The organism is Streptomyces capparidis, from assembly GCF_054782095.1.
On the sequence record NZ_BAAGTD010000001.1, the window covers coordinates 9,398 to 23,344 of the forward strand.

At 74.3% G+C, this 13,947-nt stretch carries 12 protein-coding genes; 7 read left to right on the top strand and 5 right to left on the bottom strand.

Annotated features, from left to right (window positions below):
- A partial coding sequence (locus ACYVO2_RS00065; protein ID WP_461005747.1) for a DUF397 domain-containing protein occupies positions 1-152 on the bottom strand: 152 nt, incomplete at its 3' end.
- Positions 149-985, bottom strand: a complete 837-nt coding sequence (locus ACYVO2_RS00070; RefSeq protein ID WP_461005395.1) for a helix-turn-helix domain-containing protein — start codon at positions 983-985, stop codon at positions 149-151. The genes ACYVO2_RS00065 and ACYVO2_RS00070, both read right to left, overlap by 4 nt.
- A 174-nt stretch (positions 986-1,159) precedes the next feature.
- On the opposite strand from ACYVO2_RS00070, the gene ACYVO2_RS00075 reads away from it, so the two are divergent.
- From ACYVO2_RS00075 to ACYVO2_RS00100, 6 genes are all read left to right on the top strand, one after another.
- Positions 1,160-2,137 carry an NAD(P)H-quinone oxidoreductase gene (locus ACYVO2_RS00075; protein WP_461005396.1) on the top strand — a complete coding sequence of 326 codons (978 nt, stop codon included), beginning with the start codon at positions 1,160-1,162 and terminating at the stop codon, positions 2,135-2,137.
- 105 nt (positions 2,138-2,242) lie between these two features.
- Positions 2,243-2,581 (top strand): hypothetical protein, encoded by a 339-nt coding sequence (locus ACYVO2_RS00080; protein WP_461005397.1) that lies wholly within the window; start codon positions 2,243-2,245, stop codon positions 2,579-2,581.
- Positions 2,582-2,740: 159 nt separating this feature from the next.
- Entirely contained in the window at positions 2,741-3,382 is a 642-nt protein-coding gene (locus ACYVO2_RS00085; RefSeq protein ID WP_461005398.1) for a PadR family transcriptional regulator, read from the top strand.
- Positions 3,383-3,459: 77 nt separating this feature from the next.
- Positions 3,460-4,164 carry an ABC transporter ATP-binding protein gene (locus ACYVO2_RS00090; protein ID WP_461005748.1) on the top strand — a complete coding sequence of 235 codons (705 nt, stop codon included), beginning with the start codon at positions 3,460-3,462 and terminating at the stop codon, positions 4,162-4,164.
- Complete coding sequence (locus ACYVO2_RS00095) at positions 4,161-6,998, top strand: FtsX-like permease family protein (protein ID WP_461005399.1); 2,838 nt, start codon at positions 4,161-4,163, stop codon at positions 6,996-6,998. Before ACYVO2_RS00090 ends, ACYVO2_RS00095 begins: the two co-directional genes overlap by 4 nt.
- Positions 6,999-7,166: 168 nt before the next feature.
- Complete coding sequence (locus ACYVO2_RS00100; RefSeq protein ID WP_461005749.1) at positions 7,167-7,718, top strand: bacterial proteasome activator family protein; 552 nt, start codon at positions 7,167-7,169, stop codon at positions 7,716-7,718.
- Between the two features lie 114 nt (positions 7,719-7,832).
- On the opposite strand, the gene ACYVO2_RS00105 is transcribed toward ACYVO2_RS00100, so the two are convergent.
- On the bottom strand, positions 7,833-9,545 hold the full coding sequence (locus tag ACYVO2_RS00105) for a Stk1 family PASTA domain-containing Ser/Thr kinase (RefSeq protein WP_461005400.1): 1,713 nt from the start codon (positions 9,543-9,545) through the stop codon (positions 7,833-7,835).
- A gap of 515 nt (positions 9,546-10,060) precedes the next feature.
- Here ACYVO2_RS00105 and ACYVO2_RS00110 point away from each other — a divergent pair.
- Positions 10,061-11,713: a protein kinase domain-containing protein gene (locus tag ACYVO2_RS00110; protein WP_461005401.1), complete on the top strand. Its 1,653-nt coding sequence runs from the start codon at positions 10,061-10,063 to the stop codon at positions 11,711-11,713.
- Between the two features lie 69 nt (positions 11,714-11,782).
- Here ACYVO2_RS00110 and ACYVO2_RS00115 read toward each other — a convergent pair whose 3' ends face one another.
- Complete coding sequence (locus ACYVO2_RS00115) at positions 11,783-12,784, bottom strand: phosphotransferase (protein WP_461005750.1); 1,002 nt, start codon at positions 12,782-12,784, stop codon at positions 11,783-11,785.
- A 389-nt stretch (positions 12,785-13,173) separates the two neighbouring features.
- A complete protein-coding gene (locus ACYVO2_RS00120; protein ID WP_461005402.1) occupies positions 13,174-13,848 on the bottom strand; it encodes a response regulator in 675 nt (224 codons plus the stop codon).
- Positions 13,849-13,947: the final 99 nt, after the last annotated feature.

Genomic DNA, 13,947 nt, shown 5'->3' on the forward strand with positions numbered 1-13,947 from the left:
AGGGCGGGGCCGTGGGGGTCCTTGCTGTCGCGGACGGGGATCAGGCCGGTGGGGGCGTGGGACGGCGCCCACTCGACGCAGTTCCCGCCGCCGTTGCCGCTGTGGGTGGACTTGAGCCACTGTGCGTGCGTCAGGTCAGGGATAGCGTTCATGTCGGAAGCTCCTCCATCACGGACCGCAGGAACGCCGCTGTCTCGCTCGGCGGCAGGGCGCACGCCCTGAGCCGATCGTAGGCCCGCTGACGGGCGGTGACACTATCTGAACTCTCCAGGAGCGTTCCCGTGGAGCCGGCCTCCTCGTAGGCGACCTGTGTTCCGTCGTGGAGCGTCATGAGGGTGAGCGTGCCGCCCGCAAGGGCGTGCCCTCCGTGGCGGAACGGGATGAGCTGGACCATGGTCGTCGGAGTGAGTGCCGCGTCGGCAAGGCGGGCGAGCTGTTCCCGCATGATGTCCGGAGTGCCGTAGGAACGTCGCACCAACGCCTCGTCGATGATGAAGGAGAGTTCCGGCGGGGCGTCGGCCTTCAGCAGATCCTGCCGACTCAGGCGAGCGGTCACCAGATTCTCGATCTCCTCCGAGGTGGCCCGGGGGTTGAACAGCTCGAACTGCGCGCGAGCGTACCCCTCGGTCTGGAGGAGGCCGGGGGCGATCTGCGGCGTGTACTCCTGGATCAGTTGCGCCCGCGCCTCGAACTGCATCCGGCGGCGGAACTGCTGCGGGTGGATTTCCTGGGTCTGCCGGACGAGTTCATACAGCCGTGTGAAAAGCCCGTCCGTCTCGAACAACTCATCGAGCATCGCGGAGTAGTGATCGGGCGGCAGCGCCTCCCCGATCTCCACCCGTTGCAGGTGGCTTCGGCTGCTGAGCAGCTTCTCCGCCAGCTCCTCCAGCGTCATCCCGGCCTTCTGCCGGCAGCGGCGGAGTTCCGCGCCGTAGAAGTCGCGGGCCGAGCGGTACGGATCCAGTTCGTGCGGCGGGCGCGACATGAAAACCCCCTGGTTTTCCCATGATGGCTGCGGGAACGCCTATCTGATTCACCGACAGGCAAAAGAAACGCTAGCGCCGCGATTGCACTCGGGTGCCCGAAATCGCGAATTCCCGGAATTCCCCGGCCCCACCGCACCCCCATACCCACCATGCCCCGGGGTACCGTCCCCCACATGAAGGCAATCGCGATCAAGGAACCCGGTGGGCCCGAGGTGCTCGCGTGGGTGGAGGTGGCCGAGCCCGTGCCGGGGGAGGGCGAGGTGCTGGTCGAGGTGGTGGCCGCGGGGGTGAACCGGGCCGATGTGATGCAGCGGAAGGGGTTCTACGACCCGCCGCCGGGGGCCTCGCCGTATCCGGGGCTGGAGTGCTCCGGGCGGATCGCCGCGCTCGGGCCGGGGGTCGCCGGGTGGCGGGTCGGGGACGAGGTGTGCGCGCTGCTCGCCGGTGGGGGGTACGCCGAGCGGGTCGCCGTGCCCGCGGGGCAACTGCTCCCGGTGCCGCGGGGGGTGGACCTGGTCACGGCGGCGGGGCTGCCCGAGGTCGCCGCGACGGTGTGGTCCAACGTGTTCATGGCGGCCCGGCTGCGGCCCGCCGAGACGCTGCTGGTGCACGGGGGGTCCAGCGGGATCGGGACGATGGCGATCCAGTTGGCCAAGGCGGCGGGCGCCCGGGTGGTGGTGACGGCGGGCAGCGCCGCGAAGCTGGAGCGGTGCGCGGAGCTCGGCGCGGACGTGACCGTCAACTACCGGGAGGAGGACTTCGTCGAACGGGTCAGGGAGGCCACCGGTGGCGCGGGGGCGGACGTGATCCTGGACATCGTCGGGGCGAAGTACCTGGCCGGGAACGTGGACGCGCTGGCGGTGAACGGGCGCCTCGTGGTGATCGGGCTCCAGGGCGGCCGCAGGGCCGAGCTCGACCTCGGGAAGCTGCTCGCCAAGCGGGCCTCCGTCGCGGCGACGTCGCTGCGGGCGCGCCCGCCCCGGGAGAAGGCGTCGATCGTGGCGGCGGTGCGCGAGCACGTGTGGCCGCTGGTGGAGGCCGGGCGGGTGCGGCCGGTGGTGGACAGGGCGCTGCCGATGGCGGAGGCGGGCGAGGCGCACCGGGTGATGGAGGAGAGCGGGCACGTGGGCAAGGTGCTGCTGACGGTGTGACCGCCCCGGGGCGCCCGGCATGCCCGTTTCGTCATGGTGTGCGAACCTGAAGCCAGTCATCCGTTCCGGCTCGCCGATGGGGCGCCTGAGAGACGAGGGCCGCCTGTGTCCGCACACCGGGGACCGCGCCGCCGCGCGCGCCGGCTGATACGTTCCGCCGCGCTGGGGCCCCTGCTCGCCGCCGCCCTGCTCGGCGCGGCGGGCCCCGCGGTGGGCGCGGCCCCCGCCGTCTTCCACGCCCCGGCGCCCGCCGCCGACGCGCCCCGGGGCGGGGTCAGGCCGGAGGAGCCGGGGCGGCGTCCCGGCGGTCCGGCGCAGGGGCCCGCCCCGGCCTCCCGGACGCTGCCGCGCGGCGGGACGGCCGATCTGCTGCCGCTGGGGACGGGGCTGACGCTGGTGGGCCTGGGGGCGGCGCTGCTGGGGATCCGGCTGAGACAAAGCTGACACCGCGTGGGGTGAACCGCGGCCCTGCATACTCGGTATGGCCGGTCCTGACCTGCGGTTTCCTCGGATGCTCGGGTGGTGCCCGGACCCCGGCCGGGGGCGTGCGCGCGCTCCGGCGACGCTTGTGGACCCGCTGCATACTCGGTATACATACGCGGTATGTCGATCCGCCACGGCCTGCTGGCCCTCCTCGAACACGGCCCCCGCTACGGCTACCAACTGCGCACCGAGTTCGAGACCCGCACCGGCTCGACCTGGCCGCTGAACGTCGGGCAGGTCTACACGACCCTCGGCCGCCTGGAGCGTGACGGCCTCGTCGAGCCCTCCGGGGAGGACGACGCGGGCCACGCCCTGTACGCCATCACCGACCAGGGGCGGGACGAGCTGCGCTCCTGGTTCGCCACCCCCGTGGACCGGGCCAACCCCCCGCGCGACGAGCTGGCGATCAAGCTGGCCATGGCCGTCGGCGCGCCCGGCGTGGACGTCCGCGACGTCATCCAGGCCCAGCGCTCCCACACCGTCCAGGCGCTCCAGGACTACACCCGCCTGAAGGCCGGCGCGCTCGCCGAGATGGCCAAGGGCGGCGCCGCGGGACCCGGCAGGGACGAGGTGGCCTGGCTGCTCGTCCTGGAGCAACTGATCTTCCAGACCGAGGCGGAGGCCCGCTGGCTGGACCACTGCGAGGCCCGGCTGGCTCGGATCGCCGCCGAGTACCGGTCGAGGCAGCCGGCGCACCCGGACCCGGCGGCCCCGCCCGCCCCCGCCCCGGCCCCCGCCCGCTCCCGCCTGCGCCGCCGCTGAGCGCCGCCCGGCCCGGCCCCACCACACCACCCAAGGACTCCACCGTGAACGCAACACCGTCGGACCCCGTCCTGGACATGCGGGGCGTGACCCGCATACACGGCAGCGGCGCCGCCGAGGTGCACGCCCTGCGCGGCGTCGACCTCGCCGTCCACCCCGGCGAGCTCGTCGCCGTCATGGGCCCCTCGGGCTCGGGCAAGTCCACCCTGCTGACCATCGCCGGGGGCCTGGACCGGCCCACCTCGGGCGTCGTGCGGGTGGAGGGCACCGACCTGGTCACGGCGAGCCGCGCCCAGGCCGCCGCCCTGCGCCGCCGCCGCATCGGCTACGTCTTCCAGGACTACAACCTCATCCCCGCGCTGACCGCCGCGGAGAACGTGGCCCTGCCCCGCGAGCTGGACGGCGTCTCGTCCCGCAAGGCCCGCCGCGAGGCCCTGACGGCGCTCGAGGAGCTGGGCCTGGCCGATCTCGCCGACCGCTTCCCCGACGAGATGTCCGGCGGCCAGCAGCAGCGGGTGGCCCTCGCCCGCGCGCTGGTCGGCGACCGCCGCCTGGTGCTCGCCGACGAGCCGACCGGCGCGCTGGACTCCGAGACCGGTGAGACGGTGCTCGCCCTGCTGCGCAGCCGCTGCGACGCGGGCGCCGCCGGGGTGCTGGTCACCCACGAGCCGCGGTTCGCCGCCTGGGCCGACCGGGTGGTGTTCGTGCGCGACGGCCGGGTGGTGGACCAGACGGTCCGGTCCGCGGCGGAGACGCTGCTGACGGACGGGGCGCACCGGTGACAGGCCGCTTCCACTCCTGGCGGGCCGCCGTCCGCATCGCCAGACGCGACGCCTGGCGGAACAAGGGCCGGAGCCTGCTGGTGCTGCTGATGATCGCCCTGCCGATCCTCGCGGTGAGCGCGCTCGACATCACCGTCCGCAGCAGCCGCCTGAGCACGGCCGAGGAGCTCGACCGCTCCCTGGGCACCGCCGACGCCCGCTACGAGGCGACGGGCCAGGGCGGCCTGCCGGTCCTCCAGACGCCGGACGGCGAGTCGTACGGCGTCGAGCGGAAGTACGAGCAGGACCCGCGGGCCGCGGAGGAGAAGTACGTCGACGTCCCGCCGCTGCTGCCGGAGGGCGCCCGCTGGATCACCCAGGCCGACAGCTACGCCTCCTTCCGCAGCGAGCACGGCCTGCTCGAGGCCGAGGTGCGCGAGCTGGACGCCGCCGACCCGCTGGCCGCCGGCATCTTCACCCTGCGCGAGGGCGAGTTCCCCAGCCGGGCCGGGGAGATCGCGGCGAGCGCGAAGTTCCTGGAGGAGAGCGGCCTGGGCATCGGTGACCGCACCACCGTCCGGGACACCCACGGCGAGTTCACCATCGTCGGCGAGATCGAGCTGCCCGACCAGCTCGGCGACAGCGTCGTCCTCGCGCACCAGGGGTCGATGCTCCAGGCCCTGGCCGAGGCCAGGAAGGAGGCGGGCGAGGACTACGCCACGGTCCGGCTCGGCTACCTGGTCGCCGTGGACGGCCCGGTCACCTGGGACATGGTCCGCGAGGCCAACCGGCACAGCCTGGTCGTCACCTCACGCCACGTCGTGCTCGACCCGCCGCCGGAGGCCGAGGTCCCCTACTACGCCGCGTACAACGGACCCGGGGGCGACTCGGGGGCCGACCCCGAGGTGCTGATCGTCGCGGCCACCGTCGTCGGCCTGGCCGTGCTGGAGATCTGCCTGCTCGCCGGTCCGGCGTTCGCCGTCGGCGCGCGCCGCTCCCGCCGCCAGCTCGGCCTGATCGGCGCCAACGGCGGCGACCGCCGCCACATCCGCGCCGTGGTCCTCTCCGGCGGCCTGGTCATCGGCACCGCCGGCGCCGTCCTGGGGTTGCTGCTCGGGCTCGGCCTGACCGCCGTGCTGCGGCCCACGCTGGAGGAAGCGGTCGGCAAGCGGTTCGGCGGCCTGGAGATCCACCCCCTGGACCTGCTCGGCATCGCCCTGGTCGGCCTGGTCACCGGGCTGCTCGCGGCGGTCTTCCCGGCGTTCGCCGCCGCCCGGGAGAGTGTGCTGGAGTCGCTGACCGGCCGCCGCGGCGTGCGGCGCGCCTCACGGGTGCTGCCCGCGCTCGGTGTGACGGCCGTGCTGCTCGGCGTCGCGATCGCCCTGTTCGGCACCGTGGTCACCGACAGCGTGCTGGCGGTCGGCGCCGGCTCCGCCGTCGCGGAGCTCGGCATCGTCGCCCTCACCCCCGCCCTGGTCGGCGCCTTCGGCCGCCTCGGCCGGTGGCTCCCGCTGTCGCCGCGGCTCGCCCTGCGGGACGCGGTGCGCAACCGCGGGCGCACCGCGCCCGCCGTGGCCGCGGTGCTCGCCGCGGTCGCCGGGACCGTCGCCGTCGTCACCTACACCGCCAGCTCCGACCGCGAGGCGCGGGACGAGTACCGGGCGGCCCTGCCGGACCACACCCTGTCGGTGTTCGTGGACAAGCAGGACGCGGGCCAGCTCGGCCGGATCCGCGGCGTCGTCCAGGACAGCCTGCCGGTCGCCGAACGCGCCGACGTCTCCCGGGTGGTGGCCGACGGCAAGGACTGCGGGCCCTACGCCACCCAGCAGCACGGCTGCGGGATGTACGAGGTCGTCGTGCCGAAGGCCAACGAGTGCGAGCTGTGGTCCGACGACGGCGACACCGGGGCGCTCAGCGAAGAGCGGCGCAGGGAACTGGTCGACGACTGGCGCTGCGCGAGCGGCTACATGGCGAGCGACGGCCACTTCATGGCCTACGGGCGGCAGTTGGTGGGCGGCCCCGAGGTGCTCGACGCCCTCGGCGTGCGCGACCGGGGCGCCCGGCGCGCCCTGGAGCGGGGCGAGGCCGTGGTCTTCCACCGGCCCTACGTGGAGGACGGCAAGGTCCGGTTCCGGCTGATCGACTCCTACGACGAGAAGATCGAGGAGACGGAGAAGCAGAAGCACCGGACCGTCGCCTTCCCCGCCCACCTGGCCAAGGGGCACGCCTACGGCCTCGAGGTGCTGGTGCCGCCCGCCGCCGCCGAGGCCGCCGGCGTGGGCACCACGCCGTACGGCTCCCTGTACACCACCTCGCGGGCGCCCTCCAGCGCCGAACGGCAGGCACTGGACGGCGAGGTGGCCAAGCTCAACGTGGCCGCCGAGCCCTACCTGGAGCGCGGCCACCAGGGCGGGGACGACCTGATCGCGCTGGCGCTGACCATCTTCGCCGGCCTGGTCACCATCGGCGCCGCGGCCATCGCCACCGGGCTCGCCCAAGCCGACGCCGAGGCCGACCTCAACACACTCACCGCCGTCGGCGCGCCGCCGCGGGTGCGCAGGACCCTGTCCGGGTTCCAGTGCTGGGTGGTCGCCGGGATGGGCGTGGTGCTCGGCACCGCCGCCGGGCTGGTGCCCGCGATCGGGCTGCGCAAGGCGGAGGAGCGCTACGAGCAGGCCGACGCGGAGGAGGCGGCGCGGATGGGCTGGGAGCAGATGCGGGACGTGCATGTGCCGGTCGTGATCCCGTGGACGACGCTGCTGGAGCTGCTGGTGGTGGTGCCGCTGGGCGCGGCGCTGCTGGCGGCGCTGTTCACCCGCTCCAGGACCGCCCTGGCGCGGCGGGCCGCCCAGTAGGCGGGCCCTTCCGGCCGCCCCGCCCCCGCGGTTCCCCGCCCGGCCCCGCCTCCGCGCTTCCCCGCCACCGGCACCCCCGCCCGTACCGCGGCGGGGGTGCCGGTGGCGGGGTACGGGCGGGTCCGAAGGCGGCGGGGCCGCCCGGGAGCCGTCATGGAGAATGTCCGTATGGACAAGCCGAGCAACGAACCCTCCCAGGACAGCCCGCACGTCCTCGTCGTCGGCCCCGACGGCATGGCGCTCGGTGCCGGTGCCTCGGGGACCGGCGAGGACGACGAGAACCGCGAGACACCGATCACCGAGATGGTCGAGCAACCGGCCAAGGTGATGCGGATCGGCAGCATGATCAAGCAACTGCTGGAGGAGGTCCGCGCGGCACCCCTGGACGAGGCCAGCCGGGCCCGGCTCAAGGAGATCCACGCCAGCTCGGTCAAGGAGCTGGAGCAGGGGCTCGCCCCCGAGCTGGTCGAGGAACTGGAGCGGCTCTCGCTGCCGTTCACCGACGAGTCGGTGCCCAGCGAGGCCGAGCTGCGCATCGCCCAAGCGCAACTGGTGGGCTGGCTGGAGGGCCTCTTCCACGGCATCCAGACGGCGCTGTTCGCCCAGCAGATGGCGGCGCGCGCCCAACTGGAGCAGATGCGCCGCGCCCTGCCCCCCGGCGTCATCGCCCAGGACAAGGGCGACGAGATGGGCACCCACCGGTCGGGGCCCTACCTGTAGCGGAATCCCGCGCCGGGACCGTCACCGGGCTTCCCGGGGCGGACCCCGCCCCGTCCGCGTGCCGCCCTCCCGCCTCCGCCATGGACGGCGGCGGGAGGGGCCCGGCGGGCCGGTCTAGTCGTGGCCGGTGGAGACCCAGACCGTGATCTCGATGTCCGAGTCCGGGTCCACCCAGTCGATCTTCGGGTCCTGGTCGATCACGATGCCCTCGCCGTACAGGCTCTCGTTCTCGCTCTCCTCGACCAGCTCCCAGCCCGCGGCCTCCGTGCACGCCCGGGCGTCCTCCACCGTGGCACCGACGAAGCTCGGGATCATGATCTCGCCACCGATCTCCTCCGGGTCGGTGCACTCGGACTTCTCGACCTGCTGGTACGGCTGGCCGGGCTTGATGCTCTGGCCGGCCGACGCGGACGGGCTGGTGGAGACGTCCGTGCCGCCGGTGCGGTCGCCGCCGGTGGTGGTGGTGCCGCCGTCGGTGCCTCCGCCCTGCGGGGAGGAGGTCGTCGAGCTGCTGGCCCACGGGTCGGGCTTGTCCTCGTCGCCCTTGTTGGCCGCCGAGACCGCGACGATCACCACCACCGCGAGCACCAGCACCGCCGCGATGACCCCGATGACCTTCTTGGAGCTGGAGCCGGGCGGCGGCGGGGCGGACGGGCCGAGGTTGAACGGCGGCGGGGTGGCCGGGCCGGGCGGCGGCGGGTAGCCGCCCATGCCCATCTGCGGGGCGGGCGGCGGGGTCGGGCTCTGGTGCGGCAGCGGGGCGGGGGCCGGCGCGGGCGGCGGGGTCTGCGGGCCGAACGCCGGGGGCGGGGTCGGCGGGACGTACGGGGTCTGCACGGACGCCGCGGGCGGCCCCGGCAGGCTGCCGGAGACCTGCGGGAAGACCTGCGAGGCCACGGCCTGGGAGGCGCTGTGCGCGCGAGGGCCCTCGCTGATGATCAGCGGGGTGTTGACGGTCGCGCCGCCACTGACCCGCTTGGCCTCCTCGCGCATCGCGTCCGCGGTGGGGAACCGTTCCGCCGGGTTCTTCCGCAGCGCCCTGGCGACCAGGGCGTCCACGGCCGGGGGCACGGCCTGGTTGATCGAGGAGGGCGCGGGCGGCTCCTCCTGGACGTGCTGGTAGGCGATGGCCAGCGGCGAGTCGCCGTCGAACGGCAGCCGGCCGGTGAGCAGCTCGAACAGCATGCAGCCGACCGAGTACAGGTCGGAGCGCGCGTCCACGCCGCGGCCCAGCGCCTGCTCGGGGGAGAGGTACTGCGGGGTGCCGACGACCATGCCGGTCTGGGTCATGGACGTGACGCCGGACTGGAGCGCCCGGGCGATGCCGAAGTCCATCACCTTCACCACGCCGCGCGCGGTGACCATCACATTGCCCGGCTTGATGTCGCGGTGGACCAGGCCCATCTCGTGGCTGGCCTCCAGCGCGGCCAGCACGTCGGCCGTGATCTCCAGGGCCTTCTCCGTGGGCATGGCGCCGTGCTGCGCGATGTCCTCGTCCAGCACGTCGCGCAGCGGCTTGCCCTCGACGAACTCCATGACGATGTACGGCACGGGCGCGCCGTCGATCATGTCCTCGCCGGTGTCGAAGACCGAGACGATGTTGGTGTGGTTGAGCTTGGCGACGGCCTGGGCCTCGCGGCGGAAGCGCTCCCGGAAGGCGGCCTCCCGGCACAGGTCCGTGTGCAGGGTCTTGACCGCGACACGGCGGTCGAGGACCTTGTCGAGGCCAAGGTGGACGGAGGCCATGCCGCCCTGGCCGAGCAGGTGCTGGAGTTCGTACCGGCCGCTGCCGACCGAGTGCTGGCCCCGCGCGCCGTCCCCGCTCATGTTGTGGATCCCCCTCGGCGCACCGCTGCACCTCAACGCTCGTGTCGTACTCTGCCCGCCAAGTCTGCCTCAGTGCCCCGACACGTCAAGTTGCTTGACCGTTCCGTCACCGGATGCCCAATACCCCGCCACCACGGTTATGGGATCGCGACCAAACGCGGCCGGACCGCGTGGGTACCGCCGACGGACCGCGCCCGGTTCGCGGCGGTACGGCGGCCGGGTCGCGGCCCGCTGAGCACACCCGCAACTCTGGCCACAGCAGTGGCGAAGAAAACAAGCCATCCGGGAACCGTGCCCCCGCACCGGTCAGTCTCGTTTACCCCAGGGGTCTCGCGGCCCACGGCCGGGCGCCCGGCTCCCCGCAGGCCCCGGTGCGCGCGGGCCGAAGTGTGTCGGATTTCATGGTGTTCAGCCTGCTTCGCCCACTCCTCAGGTCTCGCCGCCACCCTGGATAGCGGTAGCGTGCTGGAGGTAGAGACGACCGTGTACGAGCGCATGAGCGACGGCGAGGACTGATGGCACCGACGCGAGGTTCCGGGCCCGACCCGGCCGCCGGTGGGGACAACCAGCCGGACGCCCCCGAGGGCTGGGGCAACGGCGGCACGGTCGGCGACGGCCGCTACCTCCTCACTCGCAGGCTCGGCCGGGGCGGGATGGCGGAGGTGTTCGCCGCCGACGACGTGCGGCTCGGCCGCACCGTCGCGGTGAAGCTGCTCCGCTCCGACCTGGCCGCCGACCCCGTGGCCAAGGCCCGCTTCACCCGCGAGGCGCAGGCCGTGGCGGGCCTGAACCACCACGCCGTGGTCGCCGTGTACGACTCCGGCGAGGACCAGGTGCCCGGCGGCGACTCGGTGCCGTTCATCGTCATGGAGCTGGTCGAGGGCCGCACCATCCGGGACCTGCTGCTGGGCGGCGAGGCCCCGCCGGTGGAGCGGGCGCTGGAGATCATCGCCGGGGTGCTCGAGGCGCTCGCCTACAGCCACCAGCGCGGCATCGTCCACCGCGACATCAAGCCCGCCAACGTGATCATCACCACCACCGGCGCGGTGAAGGTGATGGACTTCGGCATCGCCCGCGCGCTGCACGGCGCGTCCACCACCATGACCCAGACCGGCATGGTGATGGGCACCCCCCAGTACCTCTCCCCCGAGCAGGCGCTGGGCCGGGCCGTGGACGCGCGCTCGGACCTGTACGCCACCGGCTGCATGCTGTACGAGCTGCTGGCGCTGCGGCCGCCGTTCACCGGCGAGACCCCGCTGTCGGTCGTCTACCAGCACGTGCAGGACGACCCCAGGGTCCCGTCCGAGATCTCCGACCGGGTGCCGCCCGAGCTGGACGGCCTGGTGCTGCGCGCCCTGGCCAAGGAGCCGGACGACCGGTACCAGAGCGCCGAGGAGATGCGCGGCGAGATCGACTACGCCCTGCGCATGCTCGGCACCGAGGGCGCCGGCTCCGGCACCTGGGCCACCGGGCACTTCGGCCCCACCCCGGCGCACGGCACCCCGCGGCAGTCCGGGGACACCCAGCCGCTCGCCGCCACCCCCGCGCGGGGCACGCCCAACCAGGCGCCGTACCTGATCGGGCCGCCCGTCCCGGGGCAGCGCGGCCGGCGGGAGGGCCGCGGGCTGCGCAAGGCGGTGCTGCTCGCCGCGGCCGCGGTGCTCGCGGTCAGCGTCGGCGTGATCGCGGCGGCGAGCGGCGCGCTGAGCGACGGCGGCGACAAGACCCCCACCGAGACGCGGACCACCAAGCCCTCGTCGAGCGCCGGCAAGGAGCCGGAGAGCGAGCAGCCGCGGGACCCCGGGCAGAGCAGCTCCCCGCAGCAGAGCGGCGGCGGCACCTGGCAGCAGCCCGGCACCTCCGGCGGCGTCTCCCGTTCGCCCGACCCGTCGTACTCCCACTCGCCCCCGCCGCAGAACGGCACCACCGACGGCGGCACCGACGCCTCGCCCGACCCGTCCGTCTCGGAGTCCGGCGGCGGCAGCAGCGAGCCCCCGGGCGACGACGTCGGCGGCTCGGACTCCGAGGGCCAGGAGGGCGGCACCACCGAGGGCGACGACTCCGGGGGCTCCACCAACGAGGGGCAGGGCACCGTCGAGGGCTCCGCCGGCGACGGCGGCACCGACGCCGGCCAGGGCAACGCCCAGGGCACCGGCACCACCCCCTGACCGGGGCGCCCGAGCGGACCCCGCGGCGCCGGACGCCGCGGGGCCCGGCCCTCCGAGGCGGGGGCGCGTTCAGCCCGTGAACGCGTCCAGCACCGCTTCGTACTCCCGCGTCCACCACACCACCAGGGCCGCGGCCGAGGGGAACAGCGGGTCGGCCCTGCGGTCGAGGCGCTGGTAGCGCCAGCGCAGTATCCAGAAGTCGTTGAGGCGCTCCCACCACACCCGGTGCACGGCCGCGCCCATCTCCTCCACCGGCACTCCGGCCTCGTCGCGGTAGGCGCGGGCGTAGCGGCGCACCTTGGCCAGGTCCAGGTCGCCGTCCGAGGTGTCGTCGAGGAAGAAGATCGCGGCGGCCCGCACCGCCTCCTCGGCGCGCGGCTGCTCCCCGAGCCGGTCCCAGTCCAGGATCGCCACCGGCCGGGGGCCGTCGTAGAGCACGTTGAGCGGGTGGAAGTCGCCGTGCACCCAGCCGACCTGGGGCTCCGAGCCGTCCTCGGGGCGCCGGTGCGCCAGTTGGGCGAGCAGCTCGCGGCGCTCCCGCAGGCGCCGCTCCGCGAGGTCGTCGAAGGGGTCCCGGGCGGATCTGCGGCCGATGAGGCCGAGCAGCTCCTCGATGAGGGAGTAGGTGTCCTCCGGGTCGGCGGCCGGCGCCGCGGCCTGCCGGGGGCCGTGCGGTCCCGCGGGGCGGCCCTGCACCTGGGCCAGCGTGGTGTGCACCCGGCCGAGCAGCGAGCCGAGCTGCGCGGACTCCTCCTCGCTCAGCTCCGCCCCGCTGCGGTGCCGTCCCTCGACCCACCGGTAGAGCCCGAAGCAGCGGCCGCCGAACACCGCGACCGTGCGGCCCTGCCCGTCGGCCAGGGGCGGGGCGACGGGGACGCCGAGCTCGCCGAGGCGGACGGTGGCCCGGTGCTGGTGGGCGATGGCGGCCTCGTCCCCGTCGAGGTAGTGCTTGAGGAAGAACTCGCCGCTGGTGGTGGACAGCCGGTAGCTCCGGTTCAGCAGTCCCTTCGCGACCGGTTCGCAGGAGATCGGGTGACCGGCGCCGTAGCGGCGCAGGAGCGCGCCGAGCATGCTCTCCGTAGGCGCCGTTGCCTGAGGAGTCACGGCCAGATGCTATTTCACGCTGGGGCGCACAACCGGCGCTCGGGCCACTCCTATCACTAATTGAGCACGCCCCCTCGGGTCGGTGGCCGCGCGGCGGGTCCTGCTGGGGCGGGAGGGTGCTCTCCGAGGTGCGAGGGCTCCGCTCCCTGACCCCCGCCGTAGGGCTCTGACCTGGACGGAACGGCTCGTGGCGAGGCCCGGCGCGGGCGGAGCGCGTCCCCGCGCGGACCCGGGGGCGCTGCCCGCCGGGCCCCGGCACGGCGTTCTCCCGGACCGCGCGGCTGCCGCCCCCACCCCCCGCGCGGCCGAAGTCCCGTTCAAAAGTTCTCCCGGGCCGCTTGCGTTGGCGCGGTGGTTCAGCTAGCCTGCCCCGCCCTCAGGCGGGCCGCGTAGGCCGCCACCTGGGTGCGGCGCTCCATGCCCAGCTTGGCCAGCAGCCCGGAGACGTAGTTCTTGACGGTCTTCTCCGCGAGGTTGAGCCGCTCGCCGATCTGCCGGTTGGTGAGCCCGTCCCCGATGAGGAACAGGATCCGGCGCTCCTGCTCGCCCAGCTCCGCGAGCCGCGCCACGTCGGCCGGCTCCCCCGGCACCTCCTCCGGTCCGCACAGCCGCGCCAGCGCGTGCGCCGTGCTCTGCGGGTCCAGCAGCGAGCGGCCCTCCGCGGCGTCCCGCACCGCGTGCACCAGGTCGCCGCCGCGCACCGCCTTGAGCAGGTAGCCGCTGGCCCCGGCGGTGACCGCGTCCAGCAGCGCCCGGTCGTCGGAGTGGGCGGCCAGGATCAGGCAGGCGGTGCCGGGGCAGCGCTCCCGCACCTCCCGGCACACCTCGACCCCGCTGCCGTCCGGCAGGTCCAGGTCGATCAGGGCGACGCGCGGGCGCAGGACGGGGATGCGCACCAGCGCCTCGGCCGCCGTGCCCGCCTCGCCCACCACGGTGAGGCCCGGCTCGCCGGCGAGCAGATCCCGCACGCCGCGCCGCACCAGTTCGTGATCGTCAAGAAGGAAAACAGTGATATGCCCGTTTTCTTCCACAGGCCAAGCCTCGCACAACGATCGCCGTCCACAGCCCCTTACGCGGGGGCGGAGCTCGGGATACCGTGCGGTTGTCCTGGTGGCCTGTGGGGGCGGCGA